This is a genomic window from Ramlibacter humi, from assembly GCF_004681975.1.
In the GTDB taxonomy this organism is placed as follows: Bacteria; Pseudomonadota; Gammaproteobacteria; order Burkholderiales; family Burkholderiaceae_C; genus Ramlibacter; species Ramlibacter humi.
The window spans coordinates 1,280,428-1,304,398 of record NZ_SMLK01000001.1; the positions used below are offsets into that span (position 1 = coordinate 1,280,428).

General features: G+C 68.8%; 24 protein-coding genes and 1 tRNA gene. 9 read left to right on the forward strand and 16 right to left on the reverse strand.

Annotated elements, in window-relative coordinates:
• Window positions 1–17 precede the first annotated feature (17 nt).
• Window positions 18–1,052 (forward strand): ferrochelatase, encoded by a 1,035-nt coding sequence (hemH, locus tag EZ216_RS05970; RefSeq protein WP_135248718.1) that lies wholly within the window; start codon window positions 18–20, stop codon window positions 1,050–1,052.
• On the opposite strand, the gene EZ216_RS05975 is transcribed toward hemH, so the two are convergent.
• From EZ216_RS05975 to EZ216_RS06020, 10 genes are all read right to left on the reverse strand, one after another.
• Entirely contained in the window at window positions 1,042–1,929 is an 888-nt protein-coding gene (locus tag EZ216_RS05975; RefSeq protein WP_135248720.1) for an alpha/beta fold hydrolase, read from the reverse strand. The genes hemH and EZ216_RS05975 overlap by 11 nt on opposite strands.
• A gap of 34 nt (window positions 1,930–1,963) precedes the next feature.
• On the reverse strand, window positions 1,964–3,070 hold the full coding sequence (locus EZ216_RS05980; RefSeq protein ID WP_135248722.1) for a branched-chain amino acid ABC transporter permease: 1,107 nt from the start codon (window positions 3,068–3,070) through the stop codon (window positions 1,964–1,966).
• A gap of 10 nt (window positions 3,071–3,080) precedes the next feature.
• On the reverse strand, window positions 3,081–4,061 hold the full coding sequence (locus EZ216_RS05985; protein ID WP_135248724.1) for a branched-chain amino acid ABC transporter permease: 981 nt from the start codon (window positions 4,059–4,061) through the stop codon (window positions 3,081–3,083).
• Entirely contained in the window at window positions 4,058–4,783 is a 726-nt protein-coding gene (locus EZ216_RS05990) for an ABC transporter ATP-binding protein (RefSeq protein WP_135248726.1), read from the reverse strand. Before EZ216_RS05990 ends, EZ216_RS05985 begins: the two co-directional genes overlap by 4 nt.
• Complete coding sequence (locus tag EZ216_RS05995) at window positions 4,780–5,550, reverse strand: ABC transporter ATP-binding protein (RefSeq protein WP_205959620.1); 771 nt, start codon at window positions 5,548–5,550, stop codon at window positions 4,780–4,782. The genes EZ216_RS05990 and EZ216_RS05995 overlap by 4 nt, the downstream gene beginning before the upstream one ends.
• A gap of 136 nt (window positions 5,551–5,686) precedes the next feature.
• A complete protein-coding gene (locus EZ216_RS06000; RefSeq protein ID WP_135248728.1) occupies window positions 5,687–6,889 on the reverse strand; it encodes a substrate-binding domain-containing protein in 1,203 nt (400 codons plus the stop codon).
• A 142-nt stretch (window positions 6,890–7,031) separates the two neighbouring features.
• Window positions 7,032–8,498 (reverse strand): sigma-54 interaction domain-containing protein, encoded by a 1,467-nt coding sequence (locus EZ216_RS06005; RefSeq protein ID WP_135248730.1) that lies wholly within the window; start codon window positions 8,496–8,498, stop codon window positions 7,032–7,034.
• 158 nt (window positions 8,499–8,656) lie between these two features.
• A complete protein-coding gene (locus tag EZ216_RS06010; protein WP_135248732.1) occupies window positions 8,657–10,165 on the reverse strand; it encodes a tripartite tricarboxylate transporter permease in 1,509 nt (502 codons plus the stop codon).
• Window positions 10,166–10,175: 10 nt separating this feature from the next.
• Entirely contained in the window at window positions 10,176–10,694 is a 519-nt protein-coding gene (locus tag EZ216_RS06015; RefSeq protein ID WP_135248734.1) for a tripartite tricarboxylate transporter TctB family protein, read from the reverse strand.
• 74 nt (window positions 10,695–10,768) lie between these two features.
• Window positions 10,769–11,722, reverse strand: coding sequence for a Bug family tripartite tricarboxylate transporter substrate binding protein (locus tag EZ216_RS06020; RefSeq protein WP_135248736.1), 954 nt, complete (start codon window positions 11,720–11,722; stop codon window positions 10,769–10,771).
• A 136-nt stretch (window positions 11,723–11,858) separates the two neighbouring features.
• On the opposite strand from EZ216_RS06020, the gene EZ216_RS06025 reads away from it, so the two are divergent.
• The 4 genes from EZ216_RS06025 (at window position 11,859) to EZ216_RS06040 (ending at window position 14,696) form a co-directional block, all read left to right on the forward strand.
• Window positions 11,859–12,533: a response regulator transcription factor gene (locus EZ216_RS06025; protein ID WP_135248738.1), complete on the forward strand. Its 675-nt coding sequence runs from the start codon at window positions 11,859–11,861 to the stop codon at window positions 12,531–12,533.
• Window positions 12,530–13,969 (forward strand): sensor histidine kinase, encoded by a 1,440-nt coding sequence (locus EZ216_RS06030; protein WP_135248740.1) that lies wholly within the window; start codon window positions 12,530–12,532, stop codon window positions 13,967–13,969. The genes EZ216_RS06025 and EZ216_RS06030 overlap by 4 nt, the downstream gene beginning before the upstream one ends.
• Window positions 13,950–14,369, forward strand: a complete 420-nt coding sequence (locus EZ216_RS06035; protein WP_135248742.1) for an RNA-binding S4 domain-containing protein — start codon at window positions 13,950–13,952, stop codon at window positions 14,367–14,369. The genes EZ216_RS06030 and EZ216_RS06035 overlap by 20 nt, the downstream gene beginning before the upstream one ends.
• A 132-nt stretch (window positions 14,370–14,501) precedes the next feature.
• Entirely contained in the window at window positions 14,502–14,696 is a 195-nt protein-coding gene (locus EZ216_RS06040) for a hypothetical protein (RefSeq protein WP_135248744.1), read from the forward strand.
• 135 nt (window positions 14,697–14,831) lie between these two features.
• Here EZ216_RS06040 and EZ216_RS06045 read toward each other — a convergent pair.
• From EZ216_RS06045 to cysS, 6 genes are all read right to left on the reverse strand, one after another.
• Window positions 14,832–14,924: transfer RNA gene (locus EZ216_RS06045), tRNA-Ser, on the reverse strand.
• A 58-nt stretch (window positions 14,925–14,982) separates the two neighbouring features.
• On the reverse strand, window positions 14,983–16,254 hold the full coding sequence (locus tag EZ216_RS06050) for an aspartate kinase (protein WP_135248746.1): 1,272 nt from the start codon (window positions 16,252–16,254) through the stop codon (window positions 14,983–14,985).
• Window positions 16,255–16,370: 116 nt separating this feature from the next.
• On the reverse strand, window positions 16,371–17,366 hold the full coding sequence (gene tilS, locus EZ216_RS06055) for a tRNA lysidine(34) synthetase TilS (RefSeq protein ID WP_135248748.1): 996 nt from the start codon (window positions 17,364–17,366) through the stop codon (window positions 16,371–16,373).
• A complete protein-coding gene (locus tag EZ216_RS06060) occupies window positions 17,326–18,306 on the reverse strand; it encodes an acetyl-CoA carboxylase carboxyltransferase subunit alpha (protein WP_135248750.1) in 981 nt (326 codons plus the stop codon). The genes tilS and EZ216_RS06060 overlap by 41 nt, the downstream gene beginning before the upstream one ends.
• A gap of 37 nt (window positions 18,307–18,343) precedes the next feature.
• Window positions 18,344–18,994: a DNA-3-methyladenine glycosylase family protein gene (locus EZ216_RS06065; RefSeq protein ID WP_239024277.1), complete on the reverse strand. Its 651-nt coding sequence runs from the start codon at window positions 18,992–18,994 to the stop codon at window positions 18,344–18,346.
• On the reverse strand, window positions 18,991–20,364 hold the full coding sequence (gene cysS / locus EZ216_RS06070; RefSeq protein WP_135248752.1) for a cysteine--tRNA ligase: 1,374 nt from the start codon (window positions 20,362–20,364) through the stop codon (window positions 18,991–18,993). The genes EZ216_RS06065 and cysS overlap by 4 nt, the downstream gene beginning before the upstream one ends.
• A 155-nt stretch (window positions 20,365–20,519) precedes the next feature.
• Between cysS and EZ216_RS06075 the strand changes: the two genes are divergently transcribed.
• From EZ216_RS06075 to EZ216_RS06090, 4 genes are read left to right on the forward strand one after another with little or no spacing between them, the layout of a single operon-like run.
• Entirely contained in the window at window positions 20,520–21,560 is a 1,041-nt protein-coding gene (locus EZ216_RS06075) for a L,D-transpeptidase Cds6 family protein (protein WP_135248753.1), read from the forward strand.
• 40 nt (window positions 21,561–21,600) lie between these two features.
• A complete protein-coding gene (locus tag EZ216_RS06080) occupies window positions 21,601–22,875 on the forward strand; it encodes a L,D-transpeptidase family protein (RefSeq protein WP_239024278.1) in 1,275 nt (424 codons plus the stop codon).
• 29 nt (window positions 22,876–22,904) lie between these two features.
• Entirely contained in the window at window positions 22,905–23,447 is a 543-nt protein-coding gene (locus tag EZ216_RS06085) for a peptidylprolyl isomerase (protein WP_439126719.1), read from the forward strand.
• 17 nt (window positions 23,448–23,464) lie between these two features.
• The gene (locus tag EZ216_RS06090; protein WP_135248755.1) at window positions 23,465–23,968 is read left to right on the forward strand and encodes a peptidylprolyl isomerase; all 504 of its coding nucleotides are present in this window, start codon (window positions 23,465–23,467) and stop codon (window positions 23,966–23,968) included.
• Window positions 23,969–23,971 lie beyond the last annotated feature (3 nt).

Sequence of the window (23,971 nt, forward strand, 5' to 3'; positions counted from 1 at the left end):
GCAGGCGAGAATAGCGGATGGCCCTTTCACCGAGTTTTCGGCCGGAACCGCCGCCCCTTGAAGGCCGGCCCGCCGCCGGCGTCCTGCTTTGCAACCTGGGCACGCCCGACGCGCCCACCCGGCCCGCCGTCCGCCGTTACCTGAAGGAATTCCTCTCCGACCCGCGCGTGGTGGAGATCCCGCGCGCCGCGTGGCTGCCGCTGTTGTACGGCGTGATCCTGCCGCTGCGGTCCGGCGCTTCCGCCGCGAAGTACGCCGGCATCTGGCTGCCCGAAGGCTCGCCCCTCGCCGTGTGGACCGCACGCCAGGCGGCGGCGCTGCAGGCGGCGCTCACCATGCAAGGCCACCGCGTCCTGGTCCGGCATGCCATGCGCTACGGCACGCCTTCGATCGCGGCGGAACTCGATGCGCTGAAGGCCGCCGGCTGCGAACGCATCGTGGTGCTCAGTGCGTACCCGCAGTACTCTGGCACCACCACGGCCAGCCTGGTGGACGCGGCCGCTGCGTGGACAGGCCGCACCCGCGCGGTGCCGGAGCTGCGCTTCGCGATGCGCTACCACGACGACCCCGGCTACATCGAATCGTTGGCTTTGGGCATCGAGGCGCAATGGCGCGAACACGGCCGGCCCGAACACTTCGTCATGAGTTTTCACGGCGTGCCCGAGCGCACCGTGCGCCTGGGCGATCCCTACCAATCGGAATGCGAGACCACCGGAAGGCTGCTGGCCGAACGCCTGGGCCTGGCCCGGGGGCAATGGACACTCAGCTTCCAGTCCCGCTTCGGGCGCGCCAAGTGGCTGGAGCCTTACACCGAGCCCACCGTGCGCGAGCTCGCGCGCCGCGGCGTGAAGCGCATCGACGTGGCGTGCCCCGGCTTCACCAGCGACTGCCTGGAAACGCTGGAGGAGATCGCGATGGAAGTGCGCGACGCCTTCCTGCGGGAAGGCGGGCGCGAGTTCCGCTACCTGCCCTGCCTGAACGCGGACCCGGACTGGATCGATGCGCTGGCCGGCATCGCGCAGCGGCAGCTGGCCGGCTGGCCTACGCGCTGACCAGCGAGCCTTCGCTTTCGGCGATGAAGCCGGCCACGAGTTGAAGCTGGTCGGGCACGTTCAGCGCGGGCGCATGGCCGCAGCCCGCCACTTCCACGACACGCAGCTTGCCCTTGGCACCGGGGCCGCGCCGCCTCATCTCTTCCACCGCATCCGGCAGCACGAGATCGGACTCGGCGCCGCGCAGCAGCAGCACCGGAATCTCGATGGCGTCCCAGTGCGCCCACAGCTCGTAGTCGTTCGGGTGGTCGATGAACTGGCGGACCATCGCCGGGTCGTAGTGCGGGGTCACGCGCCCATCGGGCAGGCGGCGCGTGGACGACTCCGTCAGCCGGCGCCACTGCGCATCCGACAGCCAGCCGTACGGCTTGTAGACCTGGCGGAAGAACGCTTCCAGTTCGGCCATGGTGCCGAACGCCGGCGGATTGCCCGCGTAGTTCTTGATGCGCTCCACCGCCGGCTGCGACAGGCGCGGCGCGTTGTCGTTCAGCACCAGGCTGCGGATGCGCGCTTTCATCGCGGGTTGCGACAGGCCGCCCGCGCACACCGTGCCGATGGCGCCGCCCATCGACGTGCCGACCCAGTGCGCGCTCTCGATGCCCAATCGGTCGAACAGGTCCGCCGCCAGCTTCGCGTAGAACGCCAGCGTGTACTCGGTGCCGGGCTCGGGGCTCCACTGCGAGTAGCCGCGGCCCAGCGTGTCGGGGCAGATCACGCGGTAGCGGCCGCTGAGGTGCTCGGCCAGTTCGTCCATGTCGCGGCCGGTGCGGGCCAGGCCGTGCCAGGCGATGACCGTCTCGCGCTGGCCCGCGCCCCACTCCATGAAGTGGATCTCGCGGCCGGCGCAGGTGGCGTAGTTCGAAGTGGGTGCAGCCATCGTTCGCATTCCTTGTTCGTCGCCGCCTCGGGCGTTACTTCATCGCGGGGGCCTTGGCCGCCGCCACCCGCGGCCGCGCCGCCGGTTGCAGGGCGCGCAGCTTGCCGACGATGCCGGTGGGGAAGTAGTAGACGGACAGTACGAACAGCAGGCCCAGCCACAGCAGCCAGCGGTCGGGCGACAGCAGCGCGGCCAGCCACGGCAGGCCCGACGCGGCTTCGCTGGCCAGCCGCAACAGTTCCTGCAGGTAGCTCTGGGCCACGATGAACAGGCCCGAGCCGATGGCGGCGCCGTACAGCGTGCCCATGCCGCCGATCACCACGATCAGCAGCACGTCCAGCATGATCTCGAACGACAGCGAGGTGTCCGGCCCGTTGTAGCGCAGCCAGAGCGCCAGCATGGCGCCGGCCACGGTGGCGAACAGCGCCGACAGGATCGCGGACGCGGTGCGGTACACCACCACGCGGTAGCCGATGGCTTCGGCGCGGAACTCGTTCTCGCGGATGGCCTGCAGCACGCGGCCGAACGGCGAGTTCACGATGCGCAGCAGCGCCAGCACCAGCACCACCGTCAGCACGAACAGCAGGTAGTAGCAGGCGAGGCGGCCGTCCAGGCTGACGCCGAAGAACGGCTCGTCGGCGAACGAGGTGGAAGGCGCCAGCAGCGCGGGCACCTTGAACGTCAGGCCGTCCTCGCCGCCCGTGATCTCGGACAGCTGCGAAGCCAGCGTCTGGAACGCCGCCGCGAAAGCCAGCGTGATCATCGAGAAGAAGATGGCGCGCACGCGCAGCGAGAACAGGCCGATGGCCAGCGCCAGCACGAAGGACAGCGCCAGAGCGCCGGCCAGCCCGATCAGCAGCGCGCCCCAGTCGGGGCCCAGGCGCGTGAACGCGACGGCGACGCCGTAGGCGCCGATGCCGAAGAACATCGTGTGCGCGAAGCTCACGATGCCGGTGTAGCCCAGCAGCAGGTCGAAGCTGGCGACCAGCACGGTGAAGATCAGCACCTTGGCGGCGACGTTGAGCGCCTTCACCCCGGGGAAGATGAAGGGCGAGAAGGCCAGCGCCATCAGCAGCGCGACCAGCAGCACCGCCAGTACGCGGCTGCGCGGGTAGTCGTTGGAGATCAGGCGATTCAGCATGGTGTCCGCCTCACTTCGACAGCGCGTAGACGCCCTGCGGACGCCACAGCAGGACGGCCATCATCAGCAGGATGTTGGAGAACAGCGCCATCTTGGGCACCAGGAAGCCGGTGTAGTTGGCCATCAGGCCCACCAGCAGCGCGCCGATCAGCGCGCCGGTGGTGGAACCCAGCCCGCCGATGATCAGCACGATGAAGATCAGCACGTTCACCTGCGCGCCCATCTGCGGCACCACGTTCTGCTGGTACAGGCCCCACATCACGCCGCCCAGGCCGGCCAGCGCGCTGCCGGCGACGAACACGCCGACGAACAGCACGTGGATGCGGTAGCCCAGCGACTCGACCATCTCGCGGTCCTGCACGCCGGCGCGGATCAAGAGGCCGATCTTGGTGCGCGTGAGCGTCCACAGCAGCAGCGCGAACACCGCCACGCCGACCACCACCGCCAGCAGCCGGTACTTCTCCACCGCGGCGTCGCCGAAGAAGAAGCTGCCGCCCAGGCCCATCGGCATCGGCAGCGGGATCTGCAGCGGGCCCCAGATGACCTTGATCAGCTCCTCGCCGATGATCATGCCGCCCATGGTGATGAGGATCTGCTTCAGGTGGTTGCCGTACACCGGCTTCACGATGAAGCGCTCGAACGCCAGGCCCACCGCGGCGGCCACCAGCATCGCGACCACCATCGCCGGCAGCACGGCCAGCAGGTTGATCCACAGGCTCTCGGAGCCGGTGTAGTCGCCCATCGCGCCCAGCACGCTGGTGGCGACGAAGGCGCCCAGCGCGATGAACACGCCGTGGCCGAAGTTCAGCACGTCCATCAGGCCGAACACCAGCGTCAGGCCCGAGGCGATGATGAAGATGATCATGCCCATGGCCAGGCCCGCCACCGTCAGCGTGACCCACGTGGAGCCCGAGCCGATGAAGGGGAACACCAGCAGGGCGAGCGCCGGCACCAGCGCCAGCGGTTTCCAGTCGAAGTCCATGGTTTTCATAGCGCCAGCCCCAGCAGCGACTGCTGCAGGCCCTCGTCCTCGGCCAGTGCCTTCATCGAGCCCGAGTGCACGACCTGGCCGTTGTCCATCACGGCCACGGTGTCGCCCAGCCGCTTGGCGAAATTGAAGTTCTGCTCGACGAGCAGGATGGTCACGCCGCTGGCCTTGAGCTGCGCGAACGCATCGATCATGTTGTTGATGATGGCGGGCGCCAGGCCCTTGCTCGGCTCGTCGATGATGAGCAGCTCGCGCGGCTCCACGATGGCGCGCGAGACGGCCAGCATCTGCTTCTGCCCGCCCGACAGCTTGCCCGCCGGGTGGTTCCAGAATTTCTCCACCGCGGGGAACAGCTGGAAGATCCACTTCAGCCGCTGCTCGTCGATCTGCGAAGCGTTCTTCGCCGCACGCGCGGCCAGCAGCATGTTCTCGCGCACCGTCAGGTCGGCGAAGATGCCCATGTTCTCGGGCACGTAGGCGACGCCCCGGCTCGCGATCTGCGGCGTGGGCAGCGCCGTGATGTCCTGGCCCGCGAATGTGATGCGCCCGCGCGAGGCCTTCCACAGGCCCATGATGGTGCGCAGCGTCGTGGTCTTGCCCGCGCCGTTGCGGCCCAGCAGCATCGTCAGCTGCCCGCGCGGCACGCGCAGGTCGACGCCGTGCAGGATGTGGTACGCCCCGATGTGCGTGTGCACGCCTTCCAGCGTGAGGAGGTCGTTGCTCATGCGGTCTCCTTGCTCACGCCCAGGTAGGCCTCTTGCACGATCGGCGACGCGATGACTTCAGCAGGCTTGCCGTCGGCCACCAGCGCGCCGTTGTGCAGGACGATGATGCGGTCGGCCAGCTCGCGCACCACGTCCATCTTGTGCTCGACCAGCAGGATGGTCTTGCTTCGGTCGGCCTTCAGCCGCCGGATCAGGTCGAGGATGACGGGCGCTTCCGCGGCGTTCATGCCCGCGGTCGGCTCGTCGAACATGAACACCTGCGGCTCCAGCGCCATCAGCAGCGCGACTTCCAGCTTGCGCTGGTCGCCGTGCGGCAGGTTCGCCACCAGCTCGTCTTCCTTGTCGGCCAGCGCCACGGATTCCAGGATCTCGTCCGCGCGCTCCAGCAGCGCCTTGTGGTCGCTCCACACGCTCCACAGGTTGAGCCCGCGGTGGTGCGCGCCCTCGCGCGCGGCCTGCACCGCCAGCCGCACGTTCTCCAGCACCGTCAGGCGCGGGAACAGGTTGGTGAGCTGGAAGGCCCGGCCCAGGCCCGCGCGCGTGCGCTCGGACGCGGGCAGCGACGACAGGTCGCGGCCGCCCAGCGTCACCTTGCCCGCGGACGCCTTCAGCTGGCCCGAGATCAGGTTGAAGTAGGTGGTCTTGCCGGCGCCGTTCGGGCCGACGATGGCCGTGAGCGTGCCCGGCTCGAACGAGCACGTGACCGCGTTGACGGCCACGTGCCCGCCGAAGCGGATGGTGAGGTCCTGGGTGGCGAGCAGTGCCATGGTGTCCTGTTCAACGGGCCCGTCGGGCGGCCGCAAAAGCGTACAACGGCCCGCGACCCCCGCGCGGGGGCCGTTCTTCGATCACTGGAAAAGGCGGTGGCGGCGGACCGCGCCGCTCACCGCGGGTGGTGGTCCGTCAGCGCTTGTTGCGGATCGGGACGTTCATCTCTTCGGGCGTGATTTCCTTGACCAGGTGCAGGTCGGCCATCGCGCCCGGGCGCGCGCCGGGTGCCACGCGGAAGTGGTACATCGACTGCATCGCCTGGTGGTCTTCCTTGCGGAAGGTCATCTTGCCCTTGGGCGTGTCGAAGCTCATGCCTTCCATGGCGGTGATGAGCTTGTCGGTGTTGGTGTCGCCGTTGGTCTTCTTCAGCGCGGTGACCAGGGCCATGGCGGCGGAGAAGCCGCCCGCGGTGAAGAAGTCCGGCGGGCTCTTGAAACGGTTGTAGTGGTTGGTCACCAGCCACAGGTTGGCCGGGTTCTTGGCGAAGCCGAAGTAGTAGTAGCTGGCGCCTTCCATGCCCGGGAACTGGTTGAAGGACACCATGGCCGGCAGGATGTTGCCGCCGGTGAAGACCTCGATGCCGTAGCGCTGCTTCAGGTTCTGCGCGGCCAGCGCGTTGAACGGGGGCGTGCCGCCGGCCCAGATCACCTCGATCGCCTTGCGGCCGGGCTGGTCCTTCAGCTTGTCGACGATGCGCTGGATGCCGGCGGTGAAGTCGGTCGTCGTCTGCGGCAGGTATTCCTCGTGGACGATCTTGGCGTTCTTGAGGTTGTCGCGGAACGCCTTCACGCCGTCGCGGCCGAACGCGTAGTCCTGCGCCAGCGTGGCGACCACGGTGCCCGGCTTGTCCATCACCACCGCGTTGGAGATCGCGTCCTGCGAGCTGTTGCGGCCGGTGCGGAAGATGTACTTGTTCCACTTGTCGCCGGTGATGGAGTCGGCCACGGCGGGCTCCACCAGCAGGATCTTCTTGTATTCCTCGGCCACCGGCAGCAGCGCCAGTGCGACGCCGGAGGAGGACGGGCCGACCGCGATGTCGGCCTTGTCGTCGGAATAGGCGGCGGCCAGCAGCGACTTGCCCACGTCGGGCTTGCCCTGGTCGTCCTTCTCGATCACCACCAGCTTGCGGCCGTTGACGGCCATGGTGCCGTTGGTGGCGTACTCCAGGCCCATCATCAGGCCGGTCTGAGTCTGCTTGCCGTAGGCCTCCAGCGGGCCGGTGCGGCTGTAGACGTGGGCGATCTTGATGTCGCCCTTGGCTTGGGCCAGGGCGATGGGGGCGGCGAGGCTGGTGGCGGCCAGCGCGGCGAGCGCGACCCAGGTGCGGCGTTGCATGTTTGTCTCCTTGGATGAACTACGGCTATCCGGTGCCCCGTTTGCAGGCACCGTGCCAACACGTAAGTGGTTGATGGGAAAGGTTTTTCTGATTAGCACGTCAAAGGATTGACTGATTTTCAGACACATCGATGTCTCATTATCAGTCAACTGGCTGAGTTTCAGACACTCCCAGCCGTTCATAAAGCTTGGCGCGCGAGATGCCAAGCAGCTTCGCGGCCGCGGCTTTGTTTCCTCCCGTGGCCTGCATCGCGGCTTCGATGGCGGCGCGCTCCAGGCGCGCGACCTGCTCGCCCAGCGGGCGCAGCAGGGCTTCGCCGGAAGCACCGGCATCCACGTCCGCGTTTGACGGCGCGATGCGCTCCACGCCCGCGGCCAGCAGCACGCCCTCGACGTGGGCGGCTTCCAGCCGCGGCGAATCGCTGCGCATCGCGGCCTGTTCCAGCACGTTGCGCAATTCGCGGATGTTGCCGCGCCACGATTGCGCGGCCAGCATCGCCATCGCGCCCGGCGTCAGTTCGGGCGGCGGCGTGCCGTTGCGCAGCGCCATCTCCTCGCCCAGCACCTCCACCAGCGCGGGGATGTCGGGGCGGCGCTCGCGCAGCGGCGGCACGCGGATCGGCAGCACGTTCAGGCGGTAGTACAGGTCCTCGCGGAACTTGCCTTCGCGCACGAGAGCGCCCAGGTCGCGCGAGGTGGCCGCGATCACGCGCACGTCGAACGGCACCACCTGGTTGGACCCCAGCGGCTCGATCTCGTCTTCCTGCAGCGCGCGCAGCAGCTTGGGCTGCAGCGACATCGGCATGTCGCCGATCTCGTCCAGGAACAGCGTGCCGCCGTCGGCGAGCTTGAACTTGCCGTGCCGGCCCTTGCGGTCGGCACCCGTGTACGCGCCAGGGGCGACGCCGAAGAACTCGGCTTCGAGCAGCGTGTCGGGCACGGCGGCGATGTTGACGCTGACCAGCGGCCCCGCCGCGCGCGACGAAGCCGCGTGGATGGCATGCGCGAGCAGTTCCTTGCCGGTGCCCGTCTCGCCGAGCAGCAGCACCGGGCTGGCCGAAGTGGCCGCGCGGCGCGCCTGGCGCTTGACCTCCGCCGCCGCCGGGCTGGTGCCGATGAAGCTGGCCAGCGTGTACTTGGTGCGGCGCTGCGTGGCGAGTTCACGGCGCGCGTCGTCCAGGTCGCGCTGCAGGTGCGCGAACTTCTGGATCAGCGGCTGCAGCGTGGTTTCTGGATGGTCGAACAGCACGATGCCCAGCGCGCCGATCACCTGCCCCGCTTCGTCGCGCAGCGGGATACGGCTGACGACGAAGGTGCCCGCGCGGTTGGTCAGCAGGTCGATCAGGATCGGCTTGCCGCTGCGGATGACGCGGTCCATCTGCGTGTTGTGCACCACCTCGCCCACGGGGTGGCCGAGGAAGTCCTCCACGCGGTCGAAGCCGAGCGCCGGCAGGAAGCGCTTGTACTGCTCGTTGATCCACACGACACGCCCGTCGCGGTCGACCAGCAGCATGCCTTCGCTGGCATTGGCGAACAGGTCGAACATCGACCGCGCGGCCAGCGCCAGGATGCGCTGGCCGTCTCGCGGGAGGGTGTCGTCTTGCGGCATGGCGGCCTATGTTAAGGCCGTTGAATGCGGGGTCCGCAGCGCAGAGAACGCAGAGGTTTCGCAGAGGACGCAGAGAAAACCATTGAATGATTTCCGATCCTCTGCGTTCTCTGCGAAACCTCTGCGCCCTCTGCGCTGCGGACCCCGGGTTCGTTGCCTCAGGCCGTGCGCACGGCCCGGCTCGCCGACATCATCTTCGCCACGCGCGGCAGCACCAGCACGACCACGACGACGACGATCAGGGCGACCGACATCGGGCGCTGGAAGAACACCGCGAAGCTGCCCTCGCCGATGGACACCGCGTTGCGCAGCTGCGCCTCGGCGAGGGGGCCCAGGATCATGCCCACCACCACGGGCGCGGTGGGGAAGTCGAAGCGGCGCATCACCACGCCGACCAGGCCGATGCCCCACAGCAGCACCAGGTCGAAGGCGCTCTGGCGCATGCCGTACGCGCCCACGGTCGCGAAGATCAGGATGCCGGCGTACAGCTGCGGCTTGGGGATGCGCAGCAGCTGCACCCACACCTTCACCAGCGGCAGGTTCAGGATCAGCAGCATCACATTGCCGATGTACAGCGAAGCGATCAGCGCCCACACCAGCGCGGCGGAGGTGGTGAACAGCTGCGGGCCCGGCTGGATGCCGTAGTTCTGGAACGCGCCCAGCAGGATGGCGGTGGTGTTGGACGTGGGCAGGCCCAGCGTCAGCAGCGGGATCATCGCGGTGGTCACCGTGGCGTTGTTGGCCGCCTCCGGCGACGCCACGCCTTCGATGGCGCCCACGGTGCCGAACTCCTTGCGGTTCTCGCCCTTGGCCAGCTTCTTCTCGACCGCATAACTGAGGAAGGTGGGGATCTCGGTGCCGCCGGCGGGGATGCAGCCGAACGGCGCGCCGATGGCGGTGCCGCGCAGCCAGGCGGGGATGGACCGCTTCCACTCCTTCCCCGTCATGTAGACGCGGCTCATCTCGTTGCGCGTCTCGCGTTCGCGGCCTTCGTACATGCCGAAGTAGATGACTTCCGCCACCGCGAACAGGCCCACGGCCACCAGCACGATCTCGATGCCGTCCAGCAGCTCGGGCACGCCGAAGGTGTAGCGCGCCTGGCCCGAGATCTGGTCCAGGCCGACCAGGCCGACGGCCAGGCCGATGAAGAGCGATGTCATGCCGCGCAAGGTGCTGGCGCCCAGCACCGCGCTCACGGTCGTGAAGGCCAGCACCATCAGCAGGAAATATTCCGGCGGGCCGAGCTTCACCGCGAAGTCGGCGACGAAGGGCGCGAACAGCGTGACGATGACGGTGGCGATGGTGCCCGCGACGAACGAGCCGATGGCGGACGTGGCCAGCGCCGCGCCGGCGCGCCCGCTCTTGGCCATCTTGTTGCCTTCCAGCGCGGTGACCATGCTGGCCGTCTCGCCGGGCGTGTTCAGCAGGATCGACGTGGTCGAGCCGCCGTACATCGCGCCGTAGTAGATGCCGGCGAAGAAGATCATCGACGAGGTGATGTCCACCTTGGCGGTGATGGGCAGCAGCATGGCGACCGCGACCGCGGGGCCGATGCCGGGCAGCACGCCGACGGCGGTGCCGAGCGCGCAGCCCACCAGGGCCCACAGCAGGTTGGCGGGCGAGATGGCGACGGAGAAGCCGTGCAGCAGGGCGGCGAAGATTTCCATGGCTTGTCCTTCAGATCCAGCCGGACGAGGTCAGGCCCGGCAGGTTGATCGCCAGGAACTGCGTGAACATCCAGAACACCGGCGCCGAGATGGCGATGCCGGTGACGACGTCGACGGCCAGCGTGCGCGCGCTCATGGTGGCGGGCTGCTGCATCGCGCGGCGCAGGCCCTGCACCGCCAGCAGGTAGCACAGGCTGCAGCTGAGGATGAAGCCCAGCAGCGTGATCAGCGCCGCGTTGGCCAGCATGCCGGCCGACACCCACACCAGGCCGGGCCACCATGCGTTGGCCGCGCCCGAAGGCTCTTCCCGGTTGCGGTAGCCGCCGGTGAACGCTTCGCGCACGATCAGCACGCCGCACAGCACCAGCATGCCGGCGATCATCCACGGCAGGAAGTTGGGCCCGACGCCGCCGTAACCGGCGCCACCGGGGATGCTCACGGCGCCGGCCGCCAGGGCCAGGCCGATCAGCAGCACGCCGCCGCCCACCAGGGCCTGCGGCGTGCGCGAGGAGGAGGTGTTCTCGTTCATCACGATCCTTTCGCGGCGCGCCCGCAAAAACGCCCGGCCGGGGCCGGGCGTCCTGCGTCTGGCCGCTGCGGCGGTCAGATCATTCCGGACTTCGCCATCGTGGCGCGCAGGCTGGCGAACTCGTCGTCGACGAACTTGTCGAACGCCGGGCCGGACAGCACCGCGGGCGTCCAGTCGTTCTTCTCCAGCGATTCCTGCCACGACTTGGTCTTCAGCGCCGCCAGCACCAAGTCGGTGAGGGCCTTGCGCTGCGCGTCGGTGATGTTGGGCGCGCCGTACACACCGCGCCAGTTGCCGATCTCCACGTCGATGCCCTGCTCCTTCAGCGTGGGCACGTCGTTCAGCCGCTTGGGCGAAGTCACGGCGATGGGCTTCATCTTGCCGGCCTTGATGTACTCGGCGAACTCCGAGAAGCCGCTGCCGCCGACGGTGACGTTGCCGCCCAGGATGGCCGCGGTGGCCTCGCCGCCCCCGCGGAACGCGACATAGTTGATCTTGGCCGGGTCGACGCCGACCTTCTGCGCGATCATGGCCGCGGCGATGTGCTCGGTGGAGCCGCGCGAGCCGCCGCCCCACTTCACGCTGCCCGGGTCCTTCTTCAGCTGCTCGACCACGTCCTTCATGGTCTTGAACGGCGAGTTGGCCGGCAGCACGAACACGTTGTATTCGCTGGTCAGGCGCGCGATGGGCGTGGCCTGCGACAGGCTCACCGGCGGCTTGCCGGTGATGATGCCGCCCAGCATCACCGCGCCCATCACCATCAGCGCGTTGCCGTCGCCCTTGCTGGCGTTGACGAACTGCGCCAGGCCCAGCGCGCCGGCGGCGCCGCCCTTGTTCTCGTAGGTCACACTGTCGGCCGCCTTGGCTTCCTGCAGCGCCTTGCCGAGCGCGCGGCCGGTGGTGTCCCAGCCGCCGCCGGGGTTGGCCGGGATCATCATCTTCAGGTTGGCGGCCGCACGGGCCGACAGCGGCAGCGCGCCAGCGGCAGCCAGGGCGGCCACGGCGCGCAGGAACTCGTCTCGTCTCATTTGTTATCTCCTTGCGTTGGACTGGGGAACCCGGGCGATGATGCGCCGGCCGCCTGTCAATCGGCTGTCCGGCAGATTGGGGAAACTACGGACCGCGAACCCATCCGCCGCATCCGTTACCCTCCCCGCCTTGCCAATGAAGTTGCTGCTGGTCGAAGACGACGCATCCATGCGCGCCGCGCTGGAGCGCTCGCTGTCGCGCCGCGGCCTGCAGGTGCAGACCTGCGGCGACGGCGCGCTGGCCCTGGCCGCCTGGCGCGCCTTCCATCCCGACGTGGTGGTGCTGGACCTGAGCCTGCCCAACCTCGACGGCCTGCAGGTGCTGGAACGCGCCCGCGCCGAGGGCCTGGCCACGCCGGTGCTGCTGCTCACCGCGCGCGGCACCGTGGGCGACCGCGTGCTGGGGCTCAACGCCGGCGCCGACGACTACCTGCCCAAGCCCTTCGACCTGGACGAGCTGGAAGCGCGGCTGCGCGCGCTGGGACGCCGCCGCGCGCCGGCCGCGACGTCCGCCTCGTCCGGCATCGACATCGGTGACTTGCGCTTCGACACCGCCAACGGCGCGTTCTACGTGCGCGGCCAGGTGCTGGAACTCACGCCGCGCGAGTCCGCGCTGCTGCAGGCGCTGGCCGCGCGGCCGGGCCACGCTGTGGCGAAGGAGCGCCTGTTCGAACTGGTGTTCCCCGGCGAACCCGACGTGCAGACCGAAGCGGTGGAAGTGGTGGCCTACCGGCTGCGCAAGAAGCTCGCGGGCACCGGCGCCACGCTGATGACGCTGCGCGGCCTGGGCTACCTGCTGAAGGCCGGATGAAGCCGCAGCCGCCACGCACCCTCTCGCTGCGCCGTTATTTGCTGCTGGGCATCCTGCTGCCGGTGCTGCTGCTGATCGCGCTGAACGGCGTCAGCCTGTACCGGCAGGCTCTGGCGGCGGCCAACACCGCGTACGACCGCACGCTGCTCGCGTCCGCCAAGGTCATCGGCGAGCAGCTGGACGTGGAAGGCTGGGACGCCGACGCGAAGCTGCGCGCGACGGTGCCCTACTCCGCGCTGGAAGCCTTCGAGGCGGACAACCGCAGCCGCCTCTTCTACCGCGTGTCCAGCCAGCGCGGCGAACTGGTGTCGGGCTTTCCCGACCTGCCGTTCTGGCGCGGCGAGCTGCCGGCCAAGCCGCCGTATGCGGCCCTGGTGGACTTCTACGACGACCGCTTCCGCGACAGCGACGTGCGCGTGGCCGTGCTGCTGCAGCCGGTGGCCAGCCCCCAGGGGCGCGGCATGGCGGTGGTGCAGGTCGCCGAGACGCTGGAGCTGCGCCGCACGCTGGCGCGCCAGATCCTGTTCGACACGCTGTGGCACCAGGCGTTGCTGGTGGCGGTGATCGCCCTCGTCGTGGTGGTGGTCGTGCAGCGCGCGACGCGCCCCGTCCGCCGCCTCTCCGCGCGCCTGCAGGCCCGCAGCGAGAACGACTTGACGCCGCTGTCCGCGCCCGACGCGCCGCGCGAGCTGCTGCCGCTGGTGGACGCCACCAACCAGGTGATGGACCGGCTGCAGCGGCTGCTGGACAACCAGAAGCGCTTCGTGCGCGACACCGCGCACCAGCTGCGCACGCCGCTGGCGGTGCTGAAGGTGCAGGTGCAGTCCGCGATGCGCGGCGACGTGGAAGCGCGGCAGGCGCTGCAGGAAGTCGGCCTGACGGTCGAGCGCGCCACGGCACTGGCCAACCAGATGCTGTCGCTGGCCAAGGTCGAGCAGCTGCGCCTGCAGTCCGATGCGCCGGTGCTGGACTTCCCGGAGGTGGTGCGTTCGGTGGCGCTGGACGTCTCGCCCTTGATGGCCGAGCGCGACCTGGACTTCGAGCTCGCGACCACACCCGCGCGCGTGCGGGCGCACGACTGGATGCTGCGCGAGCTGACGCGCAACCTGCTGCACAACGCCGTGCGCCACTGCCGGCCCGGCGGCGCGCTGGCCGTGCGCGTGGTGAGCGATGGCCGCTGGGCCGCGCTGACCATCGCCGACAGCGGCCCCGGCATCCCGGCCGAACTGCGCGAGCGGCTGTTCCAGCCCTTCGCCGCAGGCGACGTGCGCGGCGGCTCGGGGCTCGGCCTGGCGATCTGCCATGAGATCGTGCAGGCGCTGGGCGGCGGCATCGTGCTGGACAACCGCGTGCAGCGCGGGCAGGTAACGGGCCTGGATGCCACGGTCCGGCTGCCGCTCGCCACAATGGAGGCCGATGGACAAGCTGCGGATTGACAAGTGGCTGTGGAGCGCGCGCTTCTACAAGACGCGCACGCTGGCGGCGGAAGAGATCGGCAAGGGCCGGGTCGCGATCAACGGGCAGGAAGCCAAGGCCGCCTGCGAGGTGAAGGTGGGCGACACCGTGTCGGTGCGGCGCGAAGCGGTCACGCGCACCGTGGTCGTCAAGGGCCTGTCGTCCGTGCGCGGGCCGGCGCCCGTGGCGCAGCAGCTCTACGAGGAAACGGCCGAGAGCCTGAAGGCGCGGGACGAAGCGGCGCAGCAGCGGCGCTTCGCGCGCGAGCCGGCGCTGTCGATCGAGCACGGGCGGCCCACCAAGCGGGGCCGCCGCGACCTGGAAGAAGCCCAGCGCGGCTGGGGCGACCGCTGGAGCGCGTCGATCGACGACGAAGGCTGACATCGCTGTCGGACAAGTCCGACTCGACCGGTCGGCGGCGTTCCATTTGTTGCGTGAAGCTCAATGTGGGTCGTCGAACCGTCATGTTTTGACCCAATACTGGAAGGCTCCAAGCAGTTAGAGGAGCGAAACATGACCGAACGGAGAACCAGCTCGATGCTTCAGCGCGTGCCCGTCATCCTGGCCGTGACCGCGGCTTCGTACGGGCTGCAGTTGCCGCCCAACCTGGGCGGCCGCGCCGCGGGCAACCCGCAGGGCGTGAGCAATGCCGCCGCCGTGACGCAGCCGTTGCTGGCTTCGAGAGTGCAAGGCAAGCGGCAGGCTTGAGGCGCCGCCGATCCAGAGTGCGAGGCCGCCCGAGGGCGGCCTCTGCTTTTGGCGCGAGCGAACCCTCTGCCGAGGGTGCTCATCCCTCCGCCCGCCAAAACGACGAAGCCCGCCAAGTGGCGGGCTTCTGGTTTCTGGCGGAAACGGAGGGATTCGAACCCTCGATGCGGCTCTACACCGCATACTCCCTTAGCAGGGGAGCACCTTCGGCCTCTCGGTCACGTTTCCTGCGCAGGGCGAATTATGCCCCAAGCATTCACTCTGCAGTGCCGCCGCGATGGCCCTTTCAGGCCGAGACGGGCTGGTCGAGATCGAAAGCGCGGTGCAGCGCGCGCACCGCCAGCTCCATGTACTTCTCGTCGATGACGACGGAAGTCTTGATCTCGCTGGTGGAGATCATCTGGATGTTGATGCCCTCCTCGGCCAGAGCGCGGAACATCTTGCTGGCGATGCCCACGTGGCTGCGCATGCCAATGCCGACGATGCTCACCTTGCAGATGCGCGTGTCGCCCTCGATGCGGTCGGTGCCCAGCGTGGGCAGCACCGTGCCCTTGAGCAGGTCCACCGTGCGCGCGTAGTCGTTGCGGTGCACGGTGAAGCTGAAGTCGGTCTTCCCGTCCTTGGACAGGTTCTGGATGATGACGTCGACCTCGATGTTGGCGTCCGCCACCGCGCCCAGGATGTTGTAGGCGATGCCGGGCTTGTCGGGCACGCCCAGGATCGACACCTTGGCTTCGTCGCGGTTGAAAGCGATGCCGGAAACGACGGCTTGTTCCATTTGTTCGTCTTCCTCGAAAGTGATCAGGGTGCCGGACTTGGCCTCTTCCTCGATCGGGATGTCCCAGGGCGTGAAGCTGGAGAGCACGCGCAGCGGCACCTTGTACTTGCCGGCGAATTCGACGCTGCGGATCTGCAGCACCTTGGAGCCCATGGATGCCATCTCGAGCATCTCCTCGAAGCTCACGGTGTGCAGGCGGCGCGCTTCGGGCACCACGCGCGGGTCGGTCGTGTAGACGCCGTCCACGTCGGTGTAGATCAGGCATTCGGCCGCCTTCATCGCGGCGGCCACGGCCACCGCGGACGTGTCGCTGCCGCCGCGGCCCAGCGTGGTGATGTGGCCGTGGTCGTCGATGCCCTGGAAGCCGGTGATGACGACCACTTTGCCCGCGGCCAGGTCCTTGCGCACCTTCACGTCGTCGATCGATTCGATGCGCGCCTTGGTGTACGCGCTGTTGGTACGCACGGGCACCTGCCAGCCGGCGTAGCTGACCGCCTCCAGGCCTTCGGCCTGCAACGCGATGGACAGTAGGCCCACCGACACCTGCTCGCCGGTGGAGCCCAGCATGTCCAGCTCACGCAGGTAGGCGTCGCCGGGCTTGGCGGGCGCCAGCTCCTTGGCCAGGCCGAGCAGCCGGTTGGTCTCGCCGCTCATGGCGCTGGGCACCACCACCATCTGGTGGCCGGCGCGCGCCCATTTGGCGACCCGCTTGGCGACGTTGCGGATGCGCTCGGTCGAGCCCATCGACGTGCCGCCGTACTTGTGAACGATCAATGCCATGGAAGGAAGCGAAAGAAGGGCCCGGCCGGCTTGCCGCCGGCGCGCCACTGAGGGGAACTGCGCATTTTACCTGCGGGAAAACCCGGCTCTTCCGGCGCGGCGAGGGTGCCGCGCGCTCAGCCGGGTTCGAACTGCAGGTGCTCGCCGTTGCGCACGACGTACCCGCGCCCGACCTTCAGCCGCAGCCGGTGGCCGCGTGTGGTGCAGTCGCGCACCTGGGCCAGCAGTTCGTCCAGCTGCGCCGCGCTGGCGGCCTGCGAGTGAACCGTGCGCAGCCAATGCCGCAGCAGGTTGGCCTGCCGGGCTTCGGACAACCGCTGCAATGCAGCGATCGCCGGCTCGCTTCCCATGGCCGCGAGATCCTGCGCCGCCACTTCCTCCAGCAGCGCCTGCGCCTGCGCCGCGTGACGCGCTGAGCGGGCGAACGTCTCGCGGAAACCGGGGAAAGCCTCTTCCAGCGCCGGCAGCAGCCGATGGCGGATGCGGTTGCGGGTGAAACGCGTGTCGGTGTTGCTCGGGTCTTCGACGAAACCGGCGCCCTGCTCCACCAGGCATTGCCGCAGCACCGCGCCGGGCAGCGTGAGCAAGGGGCGAAGGAAAGTCATGCCGTGGCGCTCGAAGCGCTGCGGCATGGCGGCCAGCCCGGGCAGGCCCGCGCCGCGCGACAGCGCCAGCAGCAGCGTCTCGGCCTGGTCGTCGGCGTGCTGGCCCAGCAGCACGCATGCGGAGCCGGCTTCATGCGCGGCCGCCGCAAGGGCTGCGTAGCGCGCCACGCGTGCGGCATCTTCGGGACTCTCGCCCGGCGCATGCCGGGCCTGCACGCGGCGCACGTCCAGCGGCACGCCGAGCTTTTCGCACAGTTGCACGCAGTGGCTCTCGAAATCGTCGGCCGCCGATTGCAGCCCGTGGTGCACGTGCAGCGCGCGCACCTGCCCGGGCCAGAGCCAAGAGGCGGCCAGCAGCAGGAAGGTGGAGTCGGCACCGCCGCTGTAGGCGACGGCCAGGGGTAGCGGCGGATCCAGCGCCTGCAGCGGCGCCAGCGCGGGGTGGATGCCCGGGACGGCGCCCGGTTCAGCGGCCCGCTTCGGCCTTGGTGTCGGTGAAGCGGCCATAGCTTTGCAGCCGCTCGTAGCGCCTATCCAGCAGCTCGCGCGGCTTCAGGTCCGCGACCTGGCGCCAGGCTTCGTTCAGCGCGCGCTTGAGGAAGGCCGCCATCTGCTTGTGGTCGCGGTGCGCGCCGCCGACCGGCTCGCTGACGATCTTGTCCACCAGGCCCAGCGCCTTCAGCCGGTGCGCGGTGATGCCCATCGCATCGGCCGCTTCCTGCGCCTTCTCGGACGTCTTCCAGAGGATGGACGCGCAGCCTTCGGGGCTGATGACCGAGTAGATGGAGTACTGCAGCATCAGCACTTGGTCGGCCACCGAGATGGCCAGCGCGCCGCCGGAGCCGCCTTCGCCGATCACCGTGGTGATGATGGGCACTTCCAGCTGCGCCATCTCGTAGATGTTGCGGCCGATGGCTTCGGACTGGCCGCGCTCCTCGGCGTCGATGCCCGGGTACGCGCCGGGCGTGTCGACGAAGGTGAACACCGGCAGCTTGAATTTCTCCGCGGTCTTCATCAGCCGCAGCGCCTTGCGATAGCCCTCGGGGCGGCTCATGCCGAAGTTGCGCGCCGCGCGCTCCTTGGTGTCGCGGCCCTTCTGGTGGCCGAGCACGACGCAGGCGTTGCCGTTGAAGCGGGCCAGGCCGCCGACGATGGACAGGTCGTCGGCGAAGTGACGGTCGCCGTGAAGCTCGACGAAGTCGGTGAAGCATTCGTTCACGTAGTCGAGCGTGTAAGGCCGCTCCGGGTGGCGCGCGATCTTGGTGATCTGCCACGGCGTGAGCTGGCTGTAGATGTCCTTGGTCAGCTGCTGGCTCTTCTTGGAGAGCTGGTCGATCTCCTCGGAAATGTCGACGGCCGATTCGGTCTGGACGTAGCGCAGTTCGTCGATCTTGGTTTCAAGTTCGGCGATCGGCTGCTCGAAGTCCAGGAAGGTTTTCTTCGCCAAGGCTGAGGCTCCTTGTCTGATGTTCTGCGCTGCCTCGTCAGTAGTCGACGGGCAGCGGGTCGAGCGACCGCCAAATATACCAAGTCGCCACGCTGCAGAAGGGCTCCCATGCCTGGGCCACTTCGCGCGCGTCGCTGCGGCTGACGGGGTCGCCGGAGAAATAGTTGCGGCTGATGCCGTTGATCAGGCCGATGTCGTCCAGCGGCAGCACGTTGGGGCGCATCAGGTGGAAGATGAGGAACATCTCGGCGGTCCAGCGGCCGATGCCGCGGATGCCGACCAGCTCGGCGATGATGTCCTCGTCGCTCATCGCCTTCCACGCTTCCACGTCGATGGCACCGGAGTCGAAGTGCAGCGCCAGGTCGACCAGGTACTCGATCTTGCGCGCCGACAGGCCCGCGGCCTGCATGTCGTCGACCTTCAGCCGGAGCACGTTGTCCGGCGTCATGCGGCGCGGCAGCTTCGCGAACTTGTCCCACACGCTCTGCGCGGCCTTCACCGAGATCTGCTGGCCCACGATGCTGCGCGCGAGCGTGGTGAACGGATCGCCGCGCGACTGCAGGCAGGCGTCGCCGAACTGCGGAATGATGCGCTTCATCACCCGGTCCTTGCGCGACAGGTGCCTGCAGGCCTCGTCCCAGTAGTCTGGCTTGACGAACTGCACCGGCGAGCCGGTGGCATCGTTCACGGCGCGGCCTCCCAGGTGGTGCCGGTGGGCGAGTCCTTCAGCACGATGCCCTGCTCCAGCAGTTCCTTGCGAATGCGGTCGGCCAGCGCGAAGTCCTTCGCCTTCTTGGCGGCGGCGCGCTCGTCGATGCGTTGCTGGATGGTCGCTTCGTCCAGCGCGGCGCCGCTGCGCAGGAAAGCCTGTGGGTCGCCTTGCAGGATGCCCAGCACGCCACCCAGCGCCTTCAGCAGGCCGGCGGCTTGCGCCGACTTGGTGCGATTCGCTTCCGCGGCCAGCTCGAACAGCACGGCCACGGCTTCGGGCGTGCCGAAGTCGTTGTCCATCGCGGCCTTGAAGCGCGCGGCATGCGGGTCGGACCAGTCGATGCCGGCCTGCGCGGGCACGACCGAGGCCAGCGCCGTGTACAGCCGCCGCAGCGCGCCGCGCGCGTCGTCCAGGTGCACGTCGCTGTAGTTCAGCGGGCTGCGGTAATGGGTGCGGACGATGAAGAAGCGCAACGTCTCGGCGTCGAACGTCCCCAGCACCTCGCGGATGGTGAAGAAGTTGCCCAGCGACTTGGACATCTTCTCGTTGTCGACGTTGACGAAGCCGTTGTGCATCCACACCTTCGCCAGCGGCACGCCGTTGGCGCCTTCGCTCTGCGCGATCTCGTTCTCGTGGTGCGGGAACGTCAGGTCGGCGCCGCCGCCGTGGATGTCGAAGGTGTCGCCCAGCAGGCTGCCGGCCATCGCCGAGCACTCGATGTGCCAGCCGGGGCGGCCCGGGCCATAGCGGCTGTCCCACTTGGCGTCGGCGGGCTCGGTGGGCTTGGACGCCTTCCACAGCACGAAGTCCAGCGGATCTTCCTTGCCGTCCATCACCGCCACGCGTTCGCCGGCGTGCAGCTCGTCGAGCGACTTGCCGGACAGCTTTCCGTAGCCGGGGAAGCGCCGCACCGCGTAGTTGACGTCGCCGTCGCCGCGGTAGGCCAGGCCCTTGTCTTCCAGTTTGCGGACGATGTCCAGCATCTGCGGCACGTAGTCGGTGGCGCGGGGATCGTGCGTGGGGCGTTCGATGCCCAGCGCGTCGAAGTCCTCGTACATCGCCGCGATCATGCGGTCCGTCAACGACCGCACGGGTTCGTTGTTTTCCACGGCGCGGCGGATGATCTTGTCGTCGATGTCGGTGATGTTGCGCACGAACGTCACCCGCAGCCCGCTCGCCCGCAGCCAGCGCTGCACGAGGTCGAACGCCACGGCGGACCGCGCGTGCCCCACGTGGCAGAAGTCGTAGACGGTGATGCCGCACACGTACATCCGCACGTGCCCGGGCTGCAGCGGGGCGAAGTCCTCCAAGGCACGCGTCAGCGTGTTGTAGATGCGCAGGCTCATGGGTCTTCGGGGCGCCTGCGCTGCCGCGGCGGCGGCGCGAGGTCGGGGTGTCTTCTCGGGTCTTTTCGCGGGCCACCGTCGAGGTGCCCGGTACAATCGGCCCGCAGTATATAGCCCTGTCCCGGGGCCCACCGTACGCGCTTTCCGAGGCCTCCATGTCGCACGTCCGCCCCCGTTCCACGAGTCCGCTTCCGCGCTCGCTGCGCCTGCTCGCGCTGGTCGCGGCCCTGGCCGGGCCCGCCCTCGCGCTGGCCGACGACTACGCCGACGTCAACCAGCTGCTGCGTTCGGGCCGCCATGCCGACGCGCTGGCCAAGGCCGACCAGTACCTGGCCGCCAAGCCGCGCGACCCGCAGATGCGCTTCCTCAAGGGCGTGATCCTCACCGAATCGGGCAAGACGCAGGACGCCATCGCGGCGTTCACCAAGCTCACCGAGGACTACCCCGAACTGCCCGAGCCGTACAACAACCTGGCCGTGCTGTACGCCAGCACCAGCCAGTTCGACAAGGCGCGCGCGGCCCTCGAGATGGCCATCCGCACCAATCCCAGCTACGCCACCGCGCACGAGAACCTCGGCGACGTGTACGCCAAGCTGGCCAGCCAGGCTTACAGCAAGGCGCTGCAGCTGGACGCGGGCAACAGCACGGTGCAGCCCAAGCTGGCGCTGATCCGCGAACTGTTCGCGCCGGGCGCCAAGGGCGTGAAACCCACGACTCCCGCCGCTGCTGCACCCGCTCCCGCCACGCAAGTGGCGAAGGCGCCCGCGGCCGCGCCGGCGCCCGCTCCTGCCATGGCGCCGGCGGCTGCTCCCGCGGCACCGGCCAAGGCGCCCGCTCCTGCACCCGCGGCCGGCGCCGATGCCTCGCGTGAAGTGCAAGCCGCCGTCACGGCTTGGGCGGCTGCCTGGTCGTCCAAGGACGTGCCCGGCTACCTGGCTTCGTATGGCAAGGAGTTCGATCCGCCGGGCGGCCAGTCGCGCCAGGCCTGGGAAGAAGAGCGCCGCAGCCGCATCGTCGGCAAGTCGCGCATCTCGGTGCGCCTGTCCGACCTGAACGTGTCCGTCAACGGCAGCAAGGCCACCGCGAAGTTCAAGCAGGCCTACAGCGCCGACTCGCTCAACGTCAGCAGCCGCAAGACGCTGGAACTGCACAAGGTCGGCGACCGCTGGCTGATCGTCCGCGAAAGCACCGGCTGACATCCCCCGGCCGCCGTGCCGGCCGCGAGGGCCCAGCAGTTTGAACCCCCGATCCCTGTTCCACCACATTCGCCGCGCACCCTGGTGCGCGGCTTTGCTGTGCGCCGCGCTGGCCTGCGCGCCGGCGTCCGGCGTCACGCGCCACAAGAAAAAGGAAAAGCCCGCGCCGCACCACCGCACCACCGCGATGGCACCGCTCGCGCGCGACGGCGAAACGGAAGCACGGCTGCTCGACGTCTACAAGCTGATCGGCGCCGGCCAGATGCGCGAAGCGCTGGCGCACGCCGAATCGCTGGTGCATGACCACCCCAATTTCCAGCTGGCGCAGCTGGTCTACGGCGACCTGCTGGCCGCGCGCACGCGGCCGGTACGCGGCGTGGGCGACGTGCAGGAAACGGCCGGACCCACCGGCGCGCAGTCGCTGGCGGATCTGCGGGAAGAGTCGCTGCTGCGCATCCGCGCGCTGCGCGAGCGCCCGCCCGCCGGCGCGGTGCCCTCGCAGTTCCTGCAGCTGGCCCCGCGCAGCAAGCACGCGATCGCGGTGGACGCCTCGCGCGCACGCCTGTACCTGTTCGAGAACACGCCCACCGGCCTGAAGCTGCTGGGCGACTACTACATCTCGGTCGGCAAGCTGGGCATCGAGAAGGCGAGCGAAGGCGACCTGCGCACGCCGCTGGGCGTGTACTACGTCACCAGCAACCTCGACCCCAAGACGCTCAAGGACTTCTACGGCGTCGGCGCCTTGCCGATCAACTACCCCAACCCGTACGACGCGCGCCGCGGCAAGACCGGCGGCGGCATCTGGCTGCACGGCACGCCGCCCGCGCAGTTCTCCCGCGCGCCCAAGGCCACCGACGGCTGCGTGGTGCTGGCCAACCCGGACCTCGACCGCATCATCCGCACCGTCGAAGTGCGCAGCACGCCCGTCGTGATCGCGCCGTCGCTCAAGTGGGTGGCGCCGCAGCAGCTGGAAGCCGAAGGCAAGCCGTTCTCGGACACGCTGGGCGCATGGCGCGCGGCCAAGGCCAGCGGCGACCTCAACAGGCTGCTGGGCTTCTATGCGCCCGACTTCTCCGCCAACGGCAAGCCGCTAGCCGACTGGCTGCCGCAGGTGCGCGCCGAACTCGGCCGCGCGCACGGCCGCGACGTGCAGCTCAAGGACGTGTCGTACCTGCGCTGGACCGATTCGGCCGACACCATGGTGGTAACCTTCGGCGAGGTGCCCGAGGGCGAGCGCACCGGACCGGTCAAGCGCCAGTACTGGCTGCGCACCGGCAACCAATGGAAGATCTTTTTCGAAGGAGTGATCGGTTGATCCCCGTCTTCACGCGCCGCGCCGCGGCCCTGCTGACCTTTTCGCTGGCGGCCTGGCTGCCCGCCGCCGCGCAGGATGCGCCCAAGGTGAAGTTCGCCACCTCGCAGGGTGACTTCGTGGTCGAGCTGTTCCCCGACAAGGCGCCCAAGACGGTCGAGAACTTCCTGCAGTACGTGCGCGACAAGCACTACGACGGCACCATCTTCCACCGCGTGATCGACGGCTTCATGGTGCAGGGCGGCGGCTTCACGCCCCAGATGCAGCAGAAGCCCACGCGCGCGCCGGTGCCGCTGGAGGCCGGCAACGGCCTGAAGAACGACAAGTACACCGTCGCGATGGCGCGCACCGCCAACCCGAACTCCGCCACCGCGCAGTTCTTCGTCAACGTCGCCGACAACCGCAACCTCAACGCGCCGCTGCCCGACGGCTACGGCTACACGGTGTTCGGCAAGGTGGTCTCCGGCATGGACACCATCGACAAGATCAAGGGCGTGCCCACCGGCAACATGGGCCCGTTCCAGAACGTGCCGGCCACGCCGGTCGTCATCCAGTCCGCCACGCTGGCCAAGTGATCACAAGGAAAGACAACATGAGCAATCCCAAGGTCGAACTGCACACCACCCAGGGCGTCATCACCCTCGAGCTGGACGCCGACAAGGCGCCCAAGTCGGTGGAGAACTTCCTCGCGTACGTGAAGAAGGGCCACTACGACCGCACCATCTTCCACCGCGTGATCAACGGCTTCATGGTCCAGGGCGGCGGCTTCGAGCCCGGCATGACCCAGAAGCCCACCGACGCGCCGATCGAGAACGAAGCCAACAACGGCCTGAAGAACGCCAAGTACACGGTCGCCATGGCGCGCACCAACGCGCCGCACTCGGCCACGGCGCAGTTCTTCGTCAACGTCGCCGACAACGAGTTCCTCAACCACACCGCGCCCAGCGCGCAGGGCTGGGGCTACGCCGTGTTCGGCAAGGTCGTGTCGGGCACCGACGTGGTCGACAAGATCAAGGGCGTGAAGACCGGCCGCAAGGGCTTCCACGACGACGTGCCACAGGAAGACGTCGTCATCGAGAAGGCCGTCGTGGTCTGACGG